Origin of the sequence: Streptomyces sp. CB02980 (genome assembly GCF_014451325.2) — a bacterium.
GTDB lineage: Bacteria > Actinomycetota > Actinomycetes > Streptomycetales > Streptomycetaceae > Streptomyces.
Genome location: NZ_JACSCH020000006.1, coordinates 227164 through 246471, shown reverse-complemented (window position 1 = coordinate 246471; position 19308 = coordinate 227164). Strand labels below are relative to the sequence as shown.

Genomic DNA, 19308 nt, shown 5'->3' with positions numbered 1-19308 from the left:
GATGTTCGAGTACGAACTCCACCGCATGAACCACGCCCAGCTCGTCCGTGAGGCCGCCGCCCAGCGGCTGTCCCACGAGGCCGCCGAGACGGTCGGCTCCGCCCGGGGCCTGCGCCGCCTCGGCCGCCGGAGCGGGAACAAGGACGCGGAGGGGCGGGTGAGTGACGGCGGACGGGGTCGCTTCGTCCGGGCCGCGTGACCCCCGTATGAGCGACGGCATGGACGGCTGTGCGATGCTCGGCGCCGTGGAGACCAGGTCAGTCAGTCCCGTGTTCGTCGGCCGCGCCGGCGAACTCACCGCCCTCACCGAGGCGCTCTCCCGCGCGACCGCGGGGGAGCCCCAGGCCCTGCTCGTCGGCGGCGAGGCGGGGGTCGGCAAGACCCGGCTCATCGAGGAGTTCCTCGACACGGCCTGCGCTCAGGGCGCCGTCGTCGCGCTCGGCGGCTGCGTCGAGCTCGGCGCCGACGGCCTGCCCTTCGCCCCCTTCGCCACCGCACTGCGCTCGCTCCGCCGGCGCCTCCCCGAGGAACTCGCCGCGGCGGCCGACGGCCAGCAGGCGGAACTCGCCCGGCTGCTCCCCGAACTGGGCGAGCCCGGCGGCCACGAGTCCTCGGACGAGGACTCCACCGCCCGCCTCTTCGAACTGACCGTACGGCTTCTGGAGCGGCTCGCCGCCGACCGTACGATCGTGCTCGTCCTGGAAGACCTGCACTGGGCCGACGCCTCCACCCGGCACCTCCTCACCTACCTCCTCCGCACCCTGCGCCGCGGCCGCATCGTGGTCGTCGCCAGCTACCGTGCCGACGACATCCACCGCCGCCACCCGCTGCGCCCCCTCCTCGCCGAACTCGACCGGCTCCGCACCATCCGCCGCATCGAACTCGCCCGCTTCACCCGCACCGAGGTGCACCGCCAGCTCACCGGCATCCTCGCCGCCGAACCCGACCCCGGCCTCGTCGAGGAGGTCTTCGAACGCTCCGACGGCAACGCCTTCTTCGTCGAGGAGCTCATCGTCTCCCACGAGGCCGGCTGCGCCGCGGGACAGCTCAGCGACTCCCTGCGCGACCTCCTGCTCGTCCGGGTCGAGACGCTCACCGAGGACGCCCAGCGGATCGCCAGGATCGTCGCCGAGGGCGGCTCCACCGTCGAGTACGGACTGCTCGCCGCCGTCGCCCGGCTCACCGAGGACGAACTCATCGAGGCCCTGCGGGCCGCCGTCGGCGCCAACCTCCTGCTCGCCGTCCCCGACGGCGACGGCTACCGCTTCCGCCACTCCCTGGTCCGCGAGGCCGTCAGCGACGACCTGCTGCCCGGCGAACGCTCCCGCCTCAACCGGCGCTACGCCGAAGCCCTGGAGGCCGACCCCGGGCTCGTCCGGGCCGACGAGCGCGCCAACCGGCTGGCCACCTACTGGTACCACGCGCACGACCCGTCCAAGGCCCTGCCCGCCGTCCTCAGCGCCTCGGTCGCGACCCGCAAGCGCCACGCCTACGCCGAGCAACTCCGCCTCCTCGAACGGGCCATGGAGCTCTGGGACGAGGCCCCCGCCGAGATCCGCGGCTCGCTCCGGCCCATGGACTACGCCGAGGCCTACCCGGCCTGCGGCTGCGACCCCGAGACCGCCGCGCTCAGCTACCTCGACCTGCTCGCCGAGGCCGCCGTCGCCGCCCGGCTCAGCGGTGACCGCGAACGCGCCCTGAAGATCGGCAAGACGGCGCTGCGCCTCCTCGACGAAGCGGATCCGGGCGACCCGCTGCGCGCCGCCTGGTTCTGGACCGAGCGGGCCCGTCTCCAGTCCAACCTCGGCCGGGGCGACGGCTGGGAGGAGATCGCCCGCGCCCAGGAACTCGTCAAGGGCCTCCCGCCGTCCGCCGTCCACGCCGTGGTCCTCGTCGGCGCCGCCGGCTGGGGCATGCTCCGCAACCCCGGACCCGACGCCCTCGCCGCCGCCGAACGCGCCGTCGAGTACGCCCGGCTCGTCAAGGCCGAGTCGATCGAACTCAACGCCCGGCTCACCCTCGGCACCCTCATGACCGCGGCCGGCGACGTCGAGGCCGGCCTCGAGGAGATGCACGCGGTACGGGAACGCACCGCGGCCCTCGGCCAGTTCACCGAGACCGCCCGCGCCCACATCAACATCTCCTCCGCCCTGGAGTCCCTCGGCCGCTCGGCGGAGGCCGTCGAACTCGCCGACACCGGCATCCGCGTCGCCCGCTCCTACGGACTCGTCGACAGCGTCGGCTGGGTCGAGGCCAACCGGGCCGAGTCCCTCTTCTCCCTCGGCAGCTGGGACGAGATCGGGGAGATCGCCGCACGGCTGCTCCGCTCGGTCACCAGCAGCAAGCCCCGCGGCTCGGCCTCCCTCCGCCTCGCCCAGCTCGCCGTCGCCCGCGGCGAACTCGACGCGGCGTGCCGCCACCTCGCCGACGCCCGCGCCGCCTACGGCAGCCGCGACACCATCCCGCAGTACGTCCTGCCCATGGCCCAGGTCGAGATCGCCGTGGCCGCCGCCGCGGGACGCATCGAGGACGTCCGGACCCAGCTGGCCGCCGCCGAACAGGCCGGCTTCCCGCCCGGCACCCACCGCTACGGCTGGCCCCTCCTCCTCACCGCCGTCACCGCCGAGGCCGACAGCCGGGGACTGCCCGCCGCCGCCGAGGGCCGCGCCGAGGCGCTCGCCGTCGTCCGCCGCAGCGTCCGCGGCCTCGCGACCCCGGCCCCGGTCTGGGAGGCCTACTCCCGGCAGGTCTCCGAGGAGATCGCCCGCGCCGAGGGCCGCGAGACCGCCGCCCGCTGGGCCGAGGTCGTCGCCGCCTACGAACCGCTCGAACGCCCGCACCAGCTGGCCCGCGCCCGCCACCGCCTCGCCGACGCCCTGCTCGTCGAGGGCGGCCGCCGCGAGGAGGCCACGGCCCTGCTCCGGCAGGCCCGCGCCACCGCCGTCCGCCTCGGCGCCCGCCCGCTCCGCGAGGACGTGGAACTCCTCGCCGCCCGCGCCCGCCTCTCCCTGACCGAGGAGAAGCAGGTCCCGGCGCCCGCGGAGCCGGCGGACGACACCTTCGGCCTCACCCCCCGCGAGCAGGACGTCCTGCGCCTCGTCGCGGCCGGCCGCACCAACCGTCAGATCGCCGAGGAGCTCTTCATCTCACCCAAGACGGCCAGCGTCCACGTCTCCAACATCCTCGCCAAGCTCGGCGTCGCCGGCCGGGGCGAGGCCGCCGCCCTGGCCCACCGCCTCCACCTCCTCGGCACGCCCCTCTGACCCACCCGTCCCACCGCCCGCCGCCGCGTCCCCGGCCGTCGCGTTCCCGGCCGCCGTGCCCCCCGCCGCCGGGCGGCGGGGGGCCCGTATCGTCACGCGGCCCGAGGTGAGGTCTATCGGTCCCCGCGACGGGTCGGCGTCACCCGGGTCCTCCCTGGTCAGCGCCTGCCTGCGGAGCTCCTCCTCGGTGTGCCTGCGGCCGGGCGCGAACAGCTCCGCCAACGGGTCGAACACGGTCACCAGCTCCTTCAGCTCACCTCCAGCCGGAGAATCCTGTCGTCCCCGGGCCCGGGCGTACCCCGGCCGTCGGTTTCGCTGGTCACCAGCCAGAGCCGCCCGCCGCCCCCCGCGAGGACCGTGCGCAGGCGTCCGTACTCCTCCGAGAGGAACGCCTGGGGGTCCCCCGAGCGTTCCGCCCCGGAGAGCGGGACCCGCCACAGCCGCTCGCCTCTGAGCCCGGCCATCCAGATCGCGCCCCGCGCGTACGCGATCCCACTGGGGGAGGCCTCCGAGGTCGGCCACTGGGCCACCGGGTCCACGAACCCGGCCTTCCCGGCCCGCCCCTCGGCCTCCGGCCAGCCGTAGTTCTTCCCGGGCTCCACCAGATTCAGCTCGTCCCAGGTGTTCTGCCCGAACTCGGCCGCCCACAGGCGACCCTCGTCGTCCCAGGCGATGCCCTGCACATTGCGGTGCCCGTACGAATAGACCACCGACCCGGGGAAGGGGTTGCCGGGTGCCGGCCTGCCCTCCGGTGTCATCCGGAGGATCTTCCCGCCGAGCGACTCCCGGTCCTGGGCCAGACCGGTCCGGCCCGTCTCGCCCGTCCCCGCGTACAGCATCCGGTCCGGCCCGAACGCGATCCGTCCGCCGTTGTGCACGATCCCCTTCGGGATGCCGGTCAGCACCGGCTGCGGCGCGCCGAGGCGGTCGCCCTCCGCGCCGCCGTACCGCATGCGCACGATGCGGTTGTCCGACTCGGCGGTCAGATACGCGTACACCCAGCCGTCCCGCACGGCGAGGCCCATCAGGCCGCCCTCACCGCCCGGCACCACCCCCGGCACCTCGCCGAGCGAGGTCTTCGCCCCGGTCCGTCCGTCGACCTTGGTGATCGTCCGCTCGTCCCGCGAGGAGACCAGCAGATCCCCGCCGGGCAGCTCGGCGAGTCCCCAGGGGGACTTCAGCCCCTCGGTGAGCGTGCCCGTCACCGTCGCCCGCCCGCCGGCGGGAGCGGTGGCGGATCCGGACGGGCTCGCCGGGGCGGTGGCCGAGGCCGAGGCCGACGTCGGCGGAGCCGTACCCGGCCGATCCTCCGAACCTCCCGAGGAGCAGCCCGCCACCAGGACCAGCACGGCGGCGCCCCACAGGGCCTTCACAACTGCAGGACGGCTCATGGCACGGTCCCCTTCGACGAGTCGAGCGGCATCCCTTCACCCTTGATACACCGCCCGGCGCGATCAGGTTCCCGACCGCCGCGACAACCCGTTCCCGCGATACCGCGAGGCACTCAGTCCCAGGACCCCCGGGCCGCCGGAAGGGCCGCGATCTCCGCCAGGTCCGCCGCCGTCAGCCGCAGCCCGGCCGCCCGGGCGTTCTCCACGGCCCAGCACTCCCGTTTCGCCCCCGGCAGCGGCACGACGTGCCGCCCCCGGCCGAGCACCCAGGCGAGCGCCACCTGCGCCGGGGTGACCTCCGCCCCGTGCCGCGCGGCCACCCGCCGCAGACCCGCCACCAGCGGCTGGTTCGCCGCCATCATCTCCGCCGTGAACCGGGGGTGCCGGGCCCGCGGATCGTCCGGCTCGAAGCCGCCGCCCGGGGTCAGCGTCCCGGTCAGGAAGCCGTTCCCCAGCGGCATCGCCGCCAGGAAGCCGACACCCCGCGCCGCACACCACGGCAGCAGCCGCACCAGCGCCTCCTGGGACCACACCGACAGCTCGGCCTCCACCGCCGCCACCGGGAACACCTGCTGGATCCGCTCCAGTTGGCGGATCGTTCCCTCATATCCGTCGCGGCTGACGCCGGTCGCGCCCCGCCGGGCCGAGCGGCTGCCGACGGCGCAGAGCCCGAGCGCCCGGACCTTGCCGGCCGAGACCAGCTCGGCCATCGCTCCCCAGGTCTCCTCGACCGGCACCTCGGGGTCCGCGCGGTGCAGCTGGTAGAGGTCGATCACATCGGTCTGGAGCCGTCGCAGTGAGGCGTCGCAGGCCCGACGGACGTACCCCGGCCTGCCGTTGGCGACCACGTGCCGGCGCTCGCCGCCGTCGCCGACGAGCAGTCCGCACTTCGTCGAGACGAAGGCGTCCGCCCGTCGCTCCTTCAACACCCGCCCCACCAGCAGCTCGTTGGTGAACGGACCGTACATGTCGGCGGTGTCGAGCAGGCTCACCCCGGCGTCCAGCGCCGCGTGCACGGTCCGCAGCGAGCGGTCACCCCGCTGTTCCGAACGGCTGTACGCCCAGCTCATCGGCATGCACCCCAGGCCGATCGCACCCACGTCGAGCGCCGTCGCCCCGATAGTCCTGCGCTCCACCTGCCGGTACCCCTCCCTGTGCCGTCCCCCAAAGTAACCAATGACGCACGGGATCCTTCGCATAGCCTCCCGCTCATGAGACTTGAGAACACGACCGCCGACGTGTGGCTTCCGATTCCCGCGGACGAGATCGAGGATCTCCCCGAACCGGGCGCGTCGGGCCTGAACTACCGCTGCTGGGACGGCGGACCGGAGTTCCCGGCCGACCCGGCGAACTGCGCCTTCTACGTCGTCCCGTACATGAAGGGCTCCGAGATCGCCGTACGGCCGCTGGCCGCGATGACCTCGCTGAGGGTCGTGCAGACCCTGTCCGCGGGCATCGACCACGTCACCCCCGGCATCGACTCGCTGCGCCCGGGAGTCGCCGTCTGCAACGCGAAGGGCGTCCACGAGGCCAGCACCGCCGAGCTCACGCTCGCGCTGATCCTGGCCTCGCTGCGCGGCATCCCCGGCTTCGTGCGCGGCCAGGACGCCGAGGAGTGGCGGGCCGGCTTCTACCCGGCCCTCGCCGACAAGTCCGTCCTGATCGTCGGGTACGGGTCGATCGGCGCCGCCATCGAGGACCGGCTCGCGCCCTTCGAGTGCGCGCGGGTGTCGCGCGTCGCACGCTCCGCGCGCACCACAGCGCGCGGCGAGGTCCACCCCCTGACGGAGCTGCCCGCGCTGCTTCCGGACGCCGATGTCGTCGTGCTCTCCACTCCGCTTACGCCCGCGACCAGGCATCTCGCCGACGCCGGGTTCCTCGGCCGGATGAAGGACGGGGCGCTCCTCGTGAACGTCGCCCGCGGGCCGGTCGTCGACACCGCGGCCCTGCTCAAGGAGGTCGAGAGCGGCAGGATCACGGCGGCACTCGATGTCACCGACCCGGAACCGCTGCCGGCCGGGCATCCCTTGTGGCACGCTCCCGGTGTCCTGATCAGCCCCCATGTCGGAGGCTCCACTTCGGCCTTCATGCCGCGGGCGAAGCGGCTGATCGCCGGGCAGCTGCGGCGGTTCGTGGCGGGCGAGGAGCCGGCCAACGTCCTGCTCACCACCGGCTGACCGGCCGTGCTGGGCCGGTCGGGTGGTACGCGCCCCCGACACGCGCCGCCTGCAAGCCCCTGGACCGTCACGGAGAGTACTGCGACCCTGTCCCTGAGTGACCGTCCTGGTGTATCGTCCCGGAGCGGGGGGACTGCGTCGAGTACGGGCTGACGCTGGGGAGCGAAGTGACGGGTCATCAGGTTTCGAGGGGGGCGACGGGTGAAGCACGGCCGGAGGAGCGACGATCCGACGCGGCGACGCCGCCGCCGGCGAGCCTTCCGCGCCTCGCCGCCGGCCTCGCACGTGCCGTGCCGGACCAGGCCGCGCCGCACCTCGCGCCCCGAGCAGCCGAGCCACCGGACACCGGACCGGAGGTCGGGCCGGACAGCGGCCCGACCTCCGGACCGCGCACCGGAACGGACCGCCGAGCCGAGGGTCACGGTGCCGAACCACCGGGCACGGCCGCTCGCCCCGGCGACGCCACGGCCCCGGCCACCCGCGCCGCCGCGCCGCGCGGCGCACCCGCGCCTCATGGCGACTTCACGCCACACAGCGCCTGCGACGCCGCCGCGCCGGAGCCGGTCGCCCCTGCCGTACGGAAGCCGGGTGCCGCGCCGGAGTCCGTCGCCCCTGCCGTACGGAAGCCGGGCGCCGCACCGGAGCGGGCCGCCCCTTGCCGTACGGAAGCCGGGTGCCGCACCGGAGCGGGCCGCCCCTGCCGTACGGGACCCCGCCGGCCCCCACGACTGCGACGGGCACGCTCCCGGCGGCGCCGACGAGCCGCCGGCGCGCCCGCACGACGCGGCCGGGTGCGGTGGCGCGGCGCCGGAGGGACCGGTGAGCGCGCCCGGGGCGGTCCTCGCACGGCGCCCCGTCGGCGGCGGAGGCGAATCCGGACACCCGGACCCCGGGCGTCCCGGCTTCGGCTCGCTCCTCGCCCAGATCGCCCTGGTGGTGATCTGCGCGGGCTACACGACCGGCGCCTCGCTCGGCTGGGGATCACCGGAAATCGCGCTCTTCATGGGCGACTTCGGACTCAGCGCCGCCGCCCTCACCGCCGCGGTCTCCTGCTTCCTCTACGGGCGCGCCCACCGCGGCAGCGCCCGCCCCGCCTGGCTGCTCTTCGCGTTCTCCTCGTTCATGGCCTCCGCGGGCAACGCGGTGTGGGGGTGGTACGAGGTCGTGCTCCGCTCGGAGGTGCCCGACTCCTCCATCGCCGACCTCTTCTTCTTACTCTTCGCTCCGCCGGCCATCGTCGGCCTGCTCGTCCTGGCCAAGAAGCCCGTCACCCGGGCCGGCTGGGTCTGCCTGGCGCTCGACGCCTGGCTCATCGGGGGCTCGCTGCTCACGCTCTCCTGGAGCCTCGCCCTCGCCCGTACCGCCCACTTCCAGAACGAGCCGGTCGCCCAGGCGGCACTGTCGCTCGCCTACCCGTTGCTCGACATCGTCCTCGTGAGCATGGTCCTGGTGCTGCACTTCCGGCGCTCGCAGGCGAACCGCTCGGCGACCAACACCGCGATCGCCGCCCTCGCCCTGACCGTGCTGTGCGACGCCCTGTTCACCTCGCCGCTGCTGCGTGAGAACTACGCCTCGGGCCAGCTGCTCGACGCCGGCTGGTTCGCCGGCTCCCTGCTGCTCGCCTACGCGCCCTGGGGTGTGCGCCGCATCCCGGACAGCGCCGTCACCGCGCGCGGGCCGTGGCTGCACAGCCGCCCGGTCGCCGGCTCGCTCGCCGCCCTCACGCCGTACCTGGCCGCCGCGGTCTGCACCCTCGGCATCCTGTACAACGTCGTGGAAGGGCGCAGGGTCGACCGGGTCGTCGTCCTCACCGGCTGCACGGTGGTCCTGGCCCTCGTCGTACGGCAGGGCATCATGCTCCTCGACAACATCGCCCTGACCCATGAACTGGCCCAGAAGGAGAACCACTTCAGGTCACTCGTGCAGGGCTCCAGCGATGTCATCATGATCGCCGCGCCGACCGGGATCCTCCGCTACGTCAGCCCGGCCGCCTCCGGGGTGTACGGACGGGACGCCGAGGAGCTGATCGGCTCCGAGCTCGCCTCGCTCATCCATCCCGAGGACCTCGGCGCCGTCGTCCACGAGGTACGGCGCTTCCTGGCCGTCTCGCCCGCCGATGAGCCCACCACCCGGATCGAGTGCCGGTTCCGCTCGGGCCGCGGCGACTGGCTGAACGTCGAGTCCACGGTCAACCGGCACCAGGGCGGACTGATCTTCAACAGCCGGGACGTCACGGAACGCGTGCGGCTCCAGGCCCAGTTGCAGCACAACGCCGAGCACGACCCGCTCACCGACCTGCCCAACCGGGCGCTCTTCACCCGGCGGGTCCGGCAGGCCCTCAGCGGCCGCCGCGCCTCCGACCCCGGCACCGCCGTGCTCTTCATCGACCTCGACGGCTTCAAGGGCGTGAACGACCGCCTCGGCCACCAGGCGGGCGACGACCTCCTCGTCCAGGCCGCCCGCCGCCTCCACGACTCGGTACGCGCCGGGGACACCGCCGCCCGGCTCGGCGGCGACGAGTTCGCCGCCCTCATCCTCGGCGACGGCGGCCGCGACCAGGCGGCCCGCCAGAAGCAGGTCCAGGAGATCGCCGACCGGCTCCGCCTGACCCTCTCCCGGCCCTACCGCGTCGACGGGGGCAACGAGGTGCGGGTCGCCGCCTCCATCGGCGTCGCCTTCGCCGAGCCCGGCATCGAGGCGGGCGACCTCCTGCGCAACGCCGACCTCGCCATGTACCGCGCCAAGGCGGCCGGCAAGGACCGCGTCGAGCTCTACGCGCCCCAGATGCAGGCAGAGGTGGTCCGCCGGACGGAACTGGCCGCCCGGCTGCGCACCGCCCTCCACGACGGCGAGTTCGCCCTGCTCCACCAGCCGGTCGTCGACCTCGCCACCGGCCGGATCTCCGCCGTCAGCGCCCAGGCGCGCTGGCGCTCGGCCCAGGGCATCCTCTTCACCCCCGCCGAGTACCTCCGGGTCACCGACGACGGCGAGCGCACCGCCGAGCTCGGCCGCTGGCTGCTCGAAGAGGCCGTCGAGCAGGCCGCCGAGCGTGCGGGAATCGGCCATCGCGCCCCCGTGTCCGTCCGGCTCTCCGCCCGCCGCCTCCTGGACCGCTCCCTGCCGCTCGGCTCGATCGAGTCCGTGCTCACCCGGCACGGGCTGCCGTCCGGTTCGCTGATCGTCGAGCTCGCCGACAGCGACCCCCGGATCCCGCTCGACGAGCTGGAGCAGCGCCTGGTCACCCTGCGCCGCCTCGGGGTGCGGATCGCGCTCGACGGATTCGGCAGCGGACATGTGGCGATCAACGCCCTCCGCAGGCTTCCCGTCGACATACTGAAGCTGGACCGGGGGCTCGTCGAGGGCGTCGTCGAGTCGGCCCGGCTCCGCAAGATCACCCGCGGGGTGCTCCGCATCGCGGACGAGCTCGGGATGCAGACCGTCGCCGAGGGCGTCGACGTACCGGAGCAGGTCGTCGCGCTGCGGGCGATGGGCTGCAGCCACGCCCAGGGCATGGCCTTCTCGGGCCCGCTCGACGAGTACCGGCTGCGCAGGGCGCTCGTACGGGACGAGTACCCGCTGCCCGGAGCGGTCCCCGTCCGGGTCGGAAACCGTCCCCCGTTTCGCTCAAATAATGAGACGCCCGTCCCACCCACTTGACAGTGGTGAGGGCTGAGAGGGAGGGTCATTGCCATGCGCACCCGAATTCTCGTACTTGGAAAGCGCGTCGGCTGAAGCAGGGTCACGGCAGGCCCCGCTTGAAACGCACCCGACGCGCTCCCCTCGCTTGCCTCACGGCACGAGGGGTTTTTTGTTGCACTGACTCACCCCAAAGTCGTCCCAAACCCTCGTAAAACCTCTGCTTCGAGAAGAGATGCTGATGACCGACCAGGCCACCGGGCACCATCCGCAGCCGCGGCCCCGCAGCGGCGCGCAGCCCGCCGTCACCGTCGAGCACGTCACGGGCGCGCAGTCCCTCATCCGTTCTCTCGAGGAAGTGGGCGCCGACACCGTCTTCGGCATCCCCGGCGGCGCGATCCTCCCCGCGTACGACCCGATGATGGACTCGCAGAGGGTCCGCCACATCCTGGTCCGGCACGAGCAGGGCGCGGGCCACGCGGCCACCGGCTACGCCCAGGCGACCGGCAAGGTCGGCGTCTGCATGGCGACCTCTGGCCCCGGTGCGACCAACCTCGTCACCCCGATCGCCGACGCGCACATGGACTCGGTGCCGCTGGTCGCGATCACCGGCCAGGTCGCCTCGAAGGCGATCGGCACGGACGCCTTCCAGGAGGCGGACATCTGCGGCATCACGATGCCGATCACCAAGCACAACTTCCTGGTCACCAAGGCCGAGGACATCCCGCGGACGATCGCCGAGGCCTTCCACATCGCCTCCACCGGCCGCCCGGGCCCGGTCCTGGTCGACATCTCCAAGGACGCCCTGCAGGCGAAGACCATCTTCAGCTGGCCGCCGCAGACCGACCTGCCCGGCTACCGCCCGGTGACCAAGCCGCACGCCAAGCAGATCCGCGAGGCCGCCAAGCTGATCAGCGCGGCCAAGCGCCCCGTCCTGTACGTCGGCGGCGGCGTCATCAAGGCCGGCGCCACCGCCGAGCTGAAGATCCTCGCCGAGCTCACCGGCGCCCCGGTCACCACCACCCTGATGGCGCTCGGAGCCTTCCCCGACAGCCACCCGCTGCACGTGGGCATGCCCGGCATGCACGGTGCGGTCACCGCCGTCACCGCGCTGCAGAAGGCCGACCTGATCGTCGCCCTCGGCGCCCGCTTCGACGACCGCGTCACCGGCAAGCTCGACAGCTTCGCCCCGTACGCCAAGATCGTCCACGCGGACATCGACCCGGCCGAGATCGGCAAGAACCGCACCGCCGACGTCCCGATCGTCGGTGACGCCCGCGAGGTCATCGCCGACCTGGTCCAGGCCGTCCAGGCCGAGCACAGCGAGGGCAACAAGGGCGACTACACCGCCTGGTGGAGCGACCTGAACCGCTGGCGCGAGACCTACCCGCTCGGCTACGACCTGCCGGAGGACGGCAGCCTCTCGCCGCAGCAGGTCATCCAGCGCATCGGCCAGCTCGCCCCCGACGACACGATCTTCGCCGCGGGCGTCGGCCAGCACCAGATGTGGGCCGCCCACTTCATCGACTACGAGCGTCCGGCCACCTGGCTGAACTCCGGCGGCCTCGGCACGATGGGGTACGCGGTCCCCGCTGCGATGGGCGCCAAGGCCGGCATGCCCGACCGCCCGGTCTGGGCGATCGACGGCGACGGCTGCTTCCAGATGACCAATCAGGAGCTCACCACCTGCGCCCTGAACAACATCCCGATCAAGGTCGCCATCATCAACAACGGCGCCCTCGGGATGGTCCGCCAGTGGCAGACCCTCTTCTACAACCAGCGCTACTCGAACACCGTCCTGCACTCCGGCCCGGACGACGTCCAGGCGAACAAGGGCACCCGCGTCCCCGACTTCGTCAAGCTGTCCGAGGCCATGGGCTGTGTCGCCCTGCGCTGTGAGGACCCGGCCGACCTGGACAAGGTCATCGCCGAGGCCAACGCCATCAACGACCGTCCGGTCGTCATCGACTTCATCGTCCACGAGGACGCCCAGGTCTGGCCGATGGTCGCCGCCGGCACCTCGAACGACGAGGTCATGGCCGCCCGGGGCGTCCGCCCCGACTTCGGCGACGGCGAAGACGACTGAAGCGCGGAACGAAGCAGAGCGAAAAGGAAGAGACCCAGACCATGTCCACCAAGCACACGCTCTCCGTTCTCGTCGAGAACACGCCCGGCATCCTCGCCCGGATCGCCGCCCTGTTCTCGCGCCGCGGCTTCAACATCGACTCCCTCGCCGTCGGCATCACCGAGCACCCCGACATCTCCCGCATCACCATCGTGGTCAATGTCGAGGACCTGCCCCTGGAGCAGGTGACCAAGCAGCTCAACAAGCTGGTCAACGTCCTGAAGATCGTCGAACTCGAGCCCAGCGCTGCGATCCAGCGCGAGCTCGTCCTGGTGAAGGTCCGCGCCGACAACGAGACCCGCTCCCAGATCGTCGAGATCGTCCAGCTGTTCCGCGCCAAGACCGTGGACGTCTCGCCCGAGGCGGTCACCATCGAGGCCACCGGTTCGAGTGACAAGCTCGACGCGATGCTCAAGATGCTGGAGCAGTTCGGCGTCAAGGAGCTCGTGCAGTCCGGCACGATCGCCATAGGGCGTGGTTCCCGGTCCATCACGGACCGGTCCCTCCGGGCCCTCGACCGCAGCGCCTGAGAATCATCGCCCCGGAGTCGTCGAAGGTCGACCGCCGGTCCATCCGCCGGTCCGACTGACGAGACCCGAAAACTTTCCTCCCGCTCCCCGCCGTACGGTGGGACGCAACACCAGCACCTCAAGGAGATACCCAGTGGCCGAGCTGTTCTACGACGACGACGCCGACCTGTCCATCATCCAGGGCCGCAAGGTCGCGGTGATCGGATACGGCAGCCAGGGCCACGCCCACGCGCTGTCGCTCCGTGACTCCGGTGTCGACGTCCGCGTCGGTCTGCAGGAGGGCTCGAAGTCCAAGGCCAAGGCCGAGGAGCAGGGCCTGCGCGTGGTCTCCGTCGCCGAGGCCGCCGCCGAGGCCGACCTCATCATGATCCTGACCCCGGACCCGATCCAGGCCCAGGTCTACGAGGAGTCCATCAAGGACAACCTCAAGAAGGGCGACGCGCTCTTCTTCGGCCACGGTCTGAACGTCCGCTACGGCTTCATCAAGGTGCCCGAGGGCATCGACGTCGCCCTGGTCGCCCCGAAGGGCCCGGGCCACCTGGTCCGTCGTCAGTACGAGGAGGGCCGCGGCGTTCCGTGCATCGCGGCCGTCGAGCAGGACGCGACCGGCAACGCCTTCGCGCTGGCGCTCTCGTACGCCAAGGGCATCGGCGGCACCCGCGCCGGCGTCATCAAGACGACCTTCACCGAGGAGACCGAGACCGACCTCTTCGGCGAGCAGGCCGTCCTCTGTGGTGGCACCGCGGCGCTGGTCAAGGCGGGCTTCGAGACCCTGACCGAGGCCGGCTACCAGCCGGAGATCGCGTACTTCGAGTGCCTCCACGAGCTGAAGCTCATCGTCGACCTCATGTACGAGGGCGGCCTGGAGAAGATGCGCTGGTCGGTCTCCGAGACCGCCGAGTGGGGCGACTACGTCACCGGCCCGCGGATCATCACGGACGCCACCAAGGCCGAGATGAAGAAGGTCCTCGCGGAGATCCAGGACGGCACCTTCGCCAAGGAGTGGATGGCCGAGTACCACGGCGGTCTGAAGAAGTACAACGAGTACAAGACCCAGGACGAGAACCACCTCCTGGAGACCACCGGCAAGGAGCTGCGCAAGCTCATGAGCTGGGTGAACGACGAGGAGGCGTAAGCCTTCGGGAAGGGGGCCGGACGTGTGTCCGGCCCCTCTCCACATCGTTGGACACCCCGTCCAACCACGGACGGGTGATCCTTCCAACGAGGCGCATGATCGGCGCCGACGCACCACTACACTGCTCAACAACATTCGCGTTCAGGCCCACAGCGTCGTGCGCTTTCACGCGGCAAGCCCCCTCCACCGCCTGCGGCCGTCGGGACGGCCGTCCGCACTGGATCTGTGAGGACTCACGTGAGCTCGAAACCTGTCGTACTCATCGCTGAAGAGCTGTCGCCCGCCACCGTCGACGCGCTGGGCCCGGACTTCGAGATCCGGCACTGCAACGGCGCGGACCGCGCCGAGCTGATCCCCGCCATCGCGGACGTGGACGCGATCCTGGTCCGTTCCGCGACCAAGGTCGACGCCGAGGCCATCGCCGCCGCGAACAAGCTCCGGGTCGTCGCCCGTGCCGGTGTCGGTCTGGACAACGTCGACGTCTCCGCCGCCACCAAGGCCGGCGTGATGGTCGTCAACGCCCCGACCTCGAACATCGTCACCGCCGCCGAGCTCGCGTGCGGTCTGCTCGTCGCCACCGCGCGCAACATCCCGCAGGCCAACACCGCGCTGAAGAACGGCGAGTGGAAGCGCAACAAGTACACCGGCGTCGAGCTGAGCGAGAAGACGCTCGGCGTCGTCGGCCTCGGCCGCATCGGCGTCCTGGTCGCGCAGCGCATGTCGGCCTTCGGCATGAAGATCGTCGCGTACGACCCCTACGTGCAGCCCGCCCGCGCCGCCCAGATGGGGGTGAAGCTGCTGGCCCTGGACGAGCTGCTGGAGGTCGCCGACTTCATCACCGTCCACCTGCCGAAGACCCCCGAGACCCTCGGTCTCATCGGCGACGAGGCGCTGCACAAGGTCAAGCCCTCGGTCCGGATCGTCAACGCCGCGCGCGGCGGGATCGTCGACGAGGCGGCGCTGTACTCGGCGCTCAAGGAGGGCCGGGTCGCCGGTGCCGGCCTCGACGTGTACGCGAAGGAGCCCTGCACGGACTCCCCGCTCTTCGAGCTCGACCAGGTCGTCTGCACCCCGCACCTCGGCGCGTCCACGGACGAGGCCCAGGAGAAGGCCGGCATCGCCGTCGCCCGCTCGGTGCGCCTGGCGCTCGCCGGTGAGCTCGTGCCGGACGCGGTCAACGTCCAGGGCGGTGTCATCGCCGAGGACGTCAAGCCGGGTCTGCCGCTCGCCGAGAAGCTCGGCCGGATCTTCACCGCCCTGGCGGGCGAGGTCGCGGCCCGTCTCGACGTCGAGGTGTACGGCGAGATCACCCAGCACGACGTGAAGGTGCTCGAACTCTCCGCGCTCAAGGGCGTGTTCGAGGACGTGGTCGACGAGACCGTGTCGTACGTCAACGCCCCGCTGTTCGCGCAGGAGCGCGGCGTCGAGGTGCGTCTGACGACGAGCTCCGAGTCGCCCGACCACCGCAACGTGGTCACCGTGCGCGGCACGCTCTCGAACGGCGAGGAGGTCGCGGTCTCCGGCACGCTCGCCGGCCCCAAGCACCTCCAGAAGATCGTCGCCGTCGGCGACTACGACGTGGACGTGGCGCTCGCCGACCACATGGTCGTGCTGCGCTACGAGGACCGTCCGGGTGTCGTCGGCACCGTCGGCCGGATCCTCGGCGAGGCCGGTCTGAACATCGCGGGCATGCAGGTGGCGCGCGCGGAGGAGGGCGGCGAGGCGCTCGTCGTCCTCACCGTGGACGACACCGTCCCGGCCGCGGTGCTCGCGGAGATCTCGGACGAGATCGGCGCCGCCTCGGCCCGCTCGGTCAACCTGATCTGACGCACCCCGGAGTTCCCGTACCCGGTTGGTAGACGCTCGTCTTACACAAGCGTCTACCGGCCGGGTACAGTGCTGTCATGGGACACAAGGAAGACCTGCTCGAAGGCGCCAAGCGCTGCCTCCTGGAAAAGGGGTACGGGCGGACCACGGCCCGCGACATCGTCGCCGCCTCCGGCACCAACCTCGCCTCCATCGGCTACCACTACGGCTCCAAGGACGCCCTGCTCCAGCAGGCCTTCCTCGCCGTCACCGAGGAGTGGGGCGAGGCGGTCGGCCCCGCGGGCAGCGGCGAGGAGAAGCGGGAGCTGCCGGCCGACCCGTACCGGCGCTTCCATGCCGTCTGGGAGCAGGTCATCGCCGCGGCCGGGGCCAGCCGGCCCGTCTGGAAGCTCCAGACCGAGATCGTCACCCGGCTCGACGACGACGAGAAGCTGCGCGAGGCGATCAAGGAGCCGCAGCGCGAGGGCCGACTCGGCATGGCCGAGGGCTTCCTCGGCATCGACCCGGAGGCGGAGCCGGAGAAGGCCCGGGTGGCCGGACTGCTCTGCCAGGCCCTCGCCACCGGCGTCATGATCCAGTGGATGGTGGACCCGGAGACGGCGCCGACGGCGGACGACCTCACGGAGGGACTCAAAGTGCTCATGGGGGAGCGAAACTGACGTCACGTCATGATCGTCGGGGGCCCGAGAAGCGCCCGGGCGGGCGCCGTCCATCATGCGGGCCGTCGATTGACCGTCTTGCGGCACTCGGGCTATGTTGCGCGCCATGCACCGTTCCGCGCTTCTCACGACACGAGGTCACGTCGACCTGAAGCGTGTGTGCTCTGCCGCGTGTCCGTAGCTCCGCGAGCGTACGGCGGAGACCGCGCGGCCCCCTGACACCCCGAGAGCGCCTTCCGGGGGAGTGGACCCGCGGCCCGTCGGCGCACGCCGAGAGCGGCTCCCGCCCGGGAGCTTCGCGCGTCCGCCCGCCCCGGAACGGCCCCCGTCCGTCCGGCCCCTCCGGTCCGCCGTCCCTCCCCGCCGCCGCACCCGGCGGGACGGGCGGCCGCACCCCGCGCGGCGGCGGTACGCACCACCGCAACGGACCCGAAGAAGGCCCTCGTGGACAGAACGCGCATGTCCTCCTCCCGCCCCGTCCCCCTGCGCCGCGCCGACATCCCCTCCGCGGCCGTCCCCCCGCGCCGCGCCGCCAGCACCGGAGCCGTCCTGGGGGCGATCCTCGACCACGGACCGGTCGCCCGCAGCACGATCGCCCGCCTCACCGGTCTCTCGCCCGCCTCGGTCACCGGCCACTGCGGCGCGCTGATCGGCCGGGGGCTCGTCAAGGAGGGCCCGGAGACGGCAGGTCCGCGAGGCCTCGGCCGCCCCCACATCCCCGTCGAGATCGACACCGCGCGCTATCTCCTCGCCGGCGCGCACGTCGCCGTCACCCACACCACGCTCGCTCTCATGGACCTCCGGGGGCGCCTCGTCGCCGAGGAGCGCCTCCCGCACACCGGCACCGAACCCACCGAGGTGCTCGACCGGGTGGCCGAGGGGCTGCCCCGGATGCTCGCCGCCCAGGGCGCCGACCGGACCGCGCTCGCGCTCGGCGTCGCCACCGGCCACTGGGTCGACCCGGCCGCCGGGGTCGTCGTCCACCATCCGCAACTGGGCTGGCGGGACGTCCCGGTGCGGGAGGTGCTCGCGGAGGCCACCGGGCTCCCCGTCCACGTGGACAGTCACGCCCGCGCCCTGGCCCGCGCCGAACAGCTCGTCGGCGTCGCGTCGACCCGGGCCAGCGCGGTGGTGCTCTTCGTCGGAAACGTGGTGGACGCGGCCTTCGTCTCCTCCGGAGCGGTGCACCAGGGGCCGAGGTTCGGCGCGGGCAACATCGCCCATCTGCCGGTGGGGACGGGTGACGCCGGCACGACCTGCGAGTGCGGCGTCCCCGGCTGCCTCCAGTCCGAGGTGTCGGAGCCCGCGATGCTGCGCCGGGCTGCCCGGCGGGGTCTGATCGCCGAGTCGTTCCCGGAGCTGTTGCGGCGGGCGGTGGACGGGGACGAGGTGGCGGTCTCGGTGTTCCGCCGGCGGGCCCGGTTCGTCGGCCGGGCCGCGGCCGTCCTCCTCGACATGTTCGACCCCGAGGTACTCGTCGTCGTCGAACCGAGCGTCGGCCGACTGGCACCCTGCCTGGCCGAGTTGCGGGCCACCACGGCCGAACGGTCGCTGGTCTGCGACGACCCCGAGCGCTCCGTCGTGCCGAGCAGCTTCACCGGCCGGGTCCTGGCCGTGGCGGGAACGGCCGTCGCCCTCGGCGCCCTGCACGACGATCCGCTCGGCCCCTGGCCGGCGCTGCCCGCGGTGTCCTGACGGCGGGGGCGCCCTGCTCGTACTCCCGGCGAATACCGACTTAATTCAGAAAGTTGCATTGTTGACCCGCTCGGAGCGCGAACGGGAAGATGTATTCATGAGCAGCCCGCAGAGGACCCGACGCCACGTGCCGCATTCGGCACGCGTCCGTCGTTCCTGTCGTCCCTGCCGCGCCTGTTGATCCGAGCGGTTTTCCCGGCTCCCGGTCCCGCTTTCCTTTTCCACGCGTGCCATTTCCCGTACGCGTGACGTTCCGGCCCTTCCACCGCCGTGCCCGCATGCCGTCCCGTCCGGCTTCGGCGTGCCGTCCTCCGCCCTGTCCTCCTTCTCCGTCGCCCGGGGGAAACATGACTGTCTCCTTGTCCTCGCATCCCGCGGCCGGTCTCGAACCCGGCCTCTTCAAGCAGGCGTTCCGCGCCTATCCGGCCGGCGTCGTGGTCGTCACCGCGGACGCCGGATCCGGCCCCGTCGGCTTCACCGCCACCTCGCTCACCTCCCTCTCCCTCGAACCGCCGCTCCTCTCCTTCGGCATCGCGACCCGCTCCTCCTCCTGGCCGCACCTCCGGCGCGCCACGTCCGCGGTCGTCAACTTCCTCGGCGCCGAACAGGAGGACCTGGCCAGGCGCTTCGCCACCAGCGGGATCGACCGGTTCGCCCGGCCCACCGGATGGCGGCGGCTCGACCAGGGCGACCCGGTCCTCGACGGCGTCACCGGCTGGCTGCGCGTCGACATCGAGCAGCTCGTCCCCGCCGGCGACCACCGCATCGTCATCGGCCGCGTCGTGGACGCCTGGCAGGACGCGAACCGGCGCCCGCTGCTCTTCCACGACGGCGGCTACCACTCCCTCTGACCCTCCGCCCGCGCACCGC

14 protein-coding genes are annotated in these 19308 nt (G+C 72.5%); 11 read left to right on the top strand and 3 right to left on the bottom strand.

What is annotated here, in order from left to right; translation table 11 throughout:
- The first annotated feature begins 1 nt into the window (after position 1).
- The gene (locus E0F75_RS15570) at positions 2 to 199 is read left to right on the top strand and encodes a hypothetical protein (protein WP_187623112.1); all 198 of its coding nucleotides are present in this window, start codon (positions 2 to 4) and stop codon (positions 197 to 199) included.
- Between the two features lie 7 nt (positions 200 to 206).
- A complete protein-coding gene (locus E0F75_RS15565) occupies positions 207 to 3263 on the top strand; it encodes an AAA family ATPase (RefSeq protein ID WP_374115405.1) in 3057 nt (1018 codons plus the stop codon).
- Here E0F75_RS15565 and E0F75_RS15560 read toward each other — a convergent pair.
- The 3 genes from E0F75_RS15560 to E0F75_RS15550 all read right to left on the bottom strand — a co-directional run bounded on the left by E0F75_RS15560 (position 3147) and on the right by E0F75_RS15550 (position 5790).
- Positions 3147 to 3497 (bottom strand): DUF6191 domain-containing protein, encoded by a 351-nt coding sequence (locus E0F75_RS15560; protein WP_229312682.1) that lies wholly within the window; start codon positions 3495 to 3497, stop codon positions 3147 to 3149. The genes E0F75_RS15565 and E0F75_RS15560 overlap by 117 nt on opposite strands.
- Before the next feature lie 14 nt (positions 3498 to 3511).
- Positions 3512 to 4654 carry a sorbosone dehydrogenase family protein gene (locus tag E0F75_RS15555; RefSeq protein ID WP_187623111.1) on the bottom strand — a complete coding sequence of 381 codons (1143 nt, stop codon included), beginning with the start codon at positions 4652 to 4654 and terminating at the stop codon, positions 3512 to 3514.
- 113 nt (positions 4655 to 4767) lie between these two features.
- Complete coding sequence (locus E0F75_RS15550) at positions 4768 to 5790, bottom strand: aldo/keto reductase (RefSeq protein ID WP_187623110.1); 1023 nt, start codon at positions 5788 to 5790, stop codon at positions 4768 to 4770.
- A gap of 75 nt (positions 5791 to 5865) precedes the next feature.
- Between E0F75_RS15550 and E0F75_RS15545 the strand changes: the two genes are divergently transcribed.
- The 9 genes from E0F75_RS15545 to E0F75_RS15505 all read left to right on the top strand — a co-directional run bounded on the left by E0F75_RS15545 (position 5866) and on the right by E0F75_RS15505 (position 19289).
- Positions 5866 to 6831 carry a 2-hydroxyacid dehydrogenase gene (locus E0F75_RS15545; RefSeq protein ID WP_187623109.1) on the top strand — a complete coding sequence of 322 codons (966 nt, stop codon included), beginning with the start codon at positions 5866 to 5868 and terminating at the stop codon, positions 6829 to 6831.
- An 819-nt stretch (positions 6832 to 7650) separates the two neighbouring features.
- Positions 7651 to 10488 (top strand): EAL domain-containing protein, encoded by a 2838-nt coding sequence (locus E0F75_RS15540; protein ID WP_187623237.1) that lies wholly within the window; start codon positions 7651 to 7653, stop codon positions 10486 to 10488.
- Between the two features lie 214 nt (positions 10489 to 10702).
- Positions 10703 to 12553 carry an acetolactate synthase large subunit gene (locus E0F75_RS15535; RefSeq protein ID WP_187623108.1) on the top strand — a complete coding sequence of 617 codons (1851 nt, stop codon included), beginning with the start codon at positions 10703 to 10705 and terminating at the stop codon, positions 12551 to 12553.
- Between the two features lie 41 nt (positions 12554 to 12594).
- Positions 12595 to 13122: an acetolactate synthase small subunit gene (gene ilvN / locus E0F75_RS15530; RefSeq protein ID WP_030216183.1), complete on the top strand. Its 528-nt coding sequence runs from the start codon at positions 12595 to 12597 to the stop codon at positions 13120 to 13122.
- A gap of 133 nt (positions 13123 to 13255) precedes the next feature.
- Complete coding sequence (ilvC, locus tag E0F75_RS15525; RefSeq protein ID WP_187623107.1) at positions 13256 to 14257, top strand: ketol-acid reductoisomerase; 1002 nt, start codon at positions 13256 to 13258, stop codon at positions 14255 to 14257.
- A gap of 237 nt (positions 14258 to 14494) precedes the next feature.
- Positions 14495 to 16084, top strand: coding sequence for a phosphoglycerate dehydrogenase (serA, locus tag E0F75_RS15520; protein ID WP_187623106.1), 1590 nt, complete (start codon positions 14495 to 14497; stop codon positions 16082 to 16084).
- Positions 16085 to 16161: 77 nt separating this feature from the next.
- A complete protein-coding gene (locus E0F75_RS15515) occupies positions 16162 to 16743 on the top strand; it encodes a TetR/AcrR family transcriptional regulator (protein WP_187623105.1) in 582 nt (193 codons plus the stop codon).
- 459 nt (positions 16744 to 17202) lie between these two features.
- The gene (locus tag E0F75_RS15510; RefSeq protein WP_187623236.1) at positions 17203 to 18438 is read left to right on the top strand and encodes an ROK family transcriptional regulator; all 1236 of its coding nucleotides are present in this window, start codon (positions 17203 to 17205) and stop codon (positions 18436 to 18438) included.
- A 347-nt stretch (positions 18439 to 18785) separates the two neighbouring features.
- Entirely contained in the window at positions 18786 to 19289 is a 504-nt protein-coding gene (locus E0F75_RS15505) for a flavin reductase family protein (RefSeq protein WP_187623104.1), read from the top strand.
- Positions 19290 to 19308 lie beyond the last annotated feature (19 nt).

Coding starts and splice junctions, on each gene's coding strand:
- E0F75_RS15535 (WP_187623108.1), top strand. CDS start 10,703: ATGCTGATGACCGACCAGGCCACCGGGCACCATCCGCAGCCGCGGCCC.
- E0F75_RS15505 (WP_187623104.1), top strand. CDS start 18,786: ATGACTGTCTCCTTGTCCTCGCATCCCGCGGCCGGTCTCGAACCCGGC.
- E0F75_RS15565 (WP_374115405.1), top strand. CDS start 207: ATGAGCGACGGCATGGACGGCTGTGCGATGCTCGGCGCCGTGGAGACC.
- ilvN (WP_030216183.1), top strand. CDS start 12,595: ATGTCCACCAAGCACACGCTCTCCGTTCTCGTCGAGAACACGCCCGGC.
- E0F75_RS15555 (WP_187623111.1), bottom strand. CDS start 4,654: ATGAGCCGTCCTGCAGTTGTGAAGGCCCTGTGGGGCGCCGCCGTGCTG.
- E0F75_RS15545 (WP_187623109.1), top strand. CDS start 5,866: ATGAGACTTGAGAACACGACCGCCGACGTGTGGCTTCCGATTCCCGCG.
- E0F75_RS15510 (WP_187623236.1), top strand. CDS start 17,203: ATGTCCTCCTCCCGCCCCGTCCCCCTGCGCCGCGCCGACATCCCCTCC.
- E0F75_RS15570 (WP_187623112.1), top strand. CDS start 2: ATGTTCGAGTACGAACTCCACCGCATGAACCACGCCCAGCTCGTCCGT.
- E0F75_RS15515 (WP_187623105.1), top strand. CDS start 16,162: ATGGGACACAAGGAAGACCTGCTCGAAGGCGCCAAGCGCTGCCTCCTG.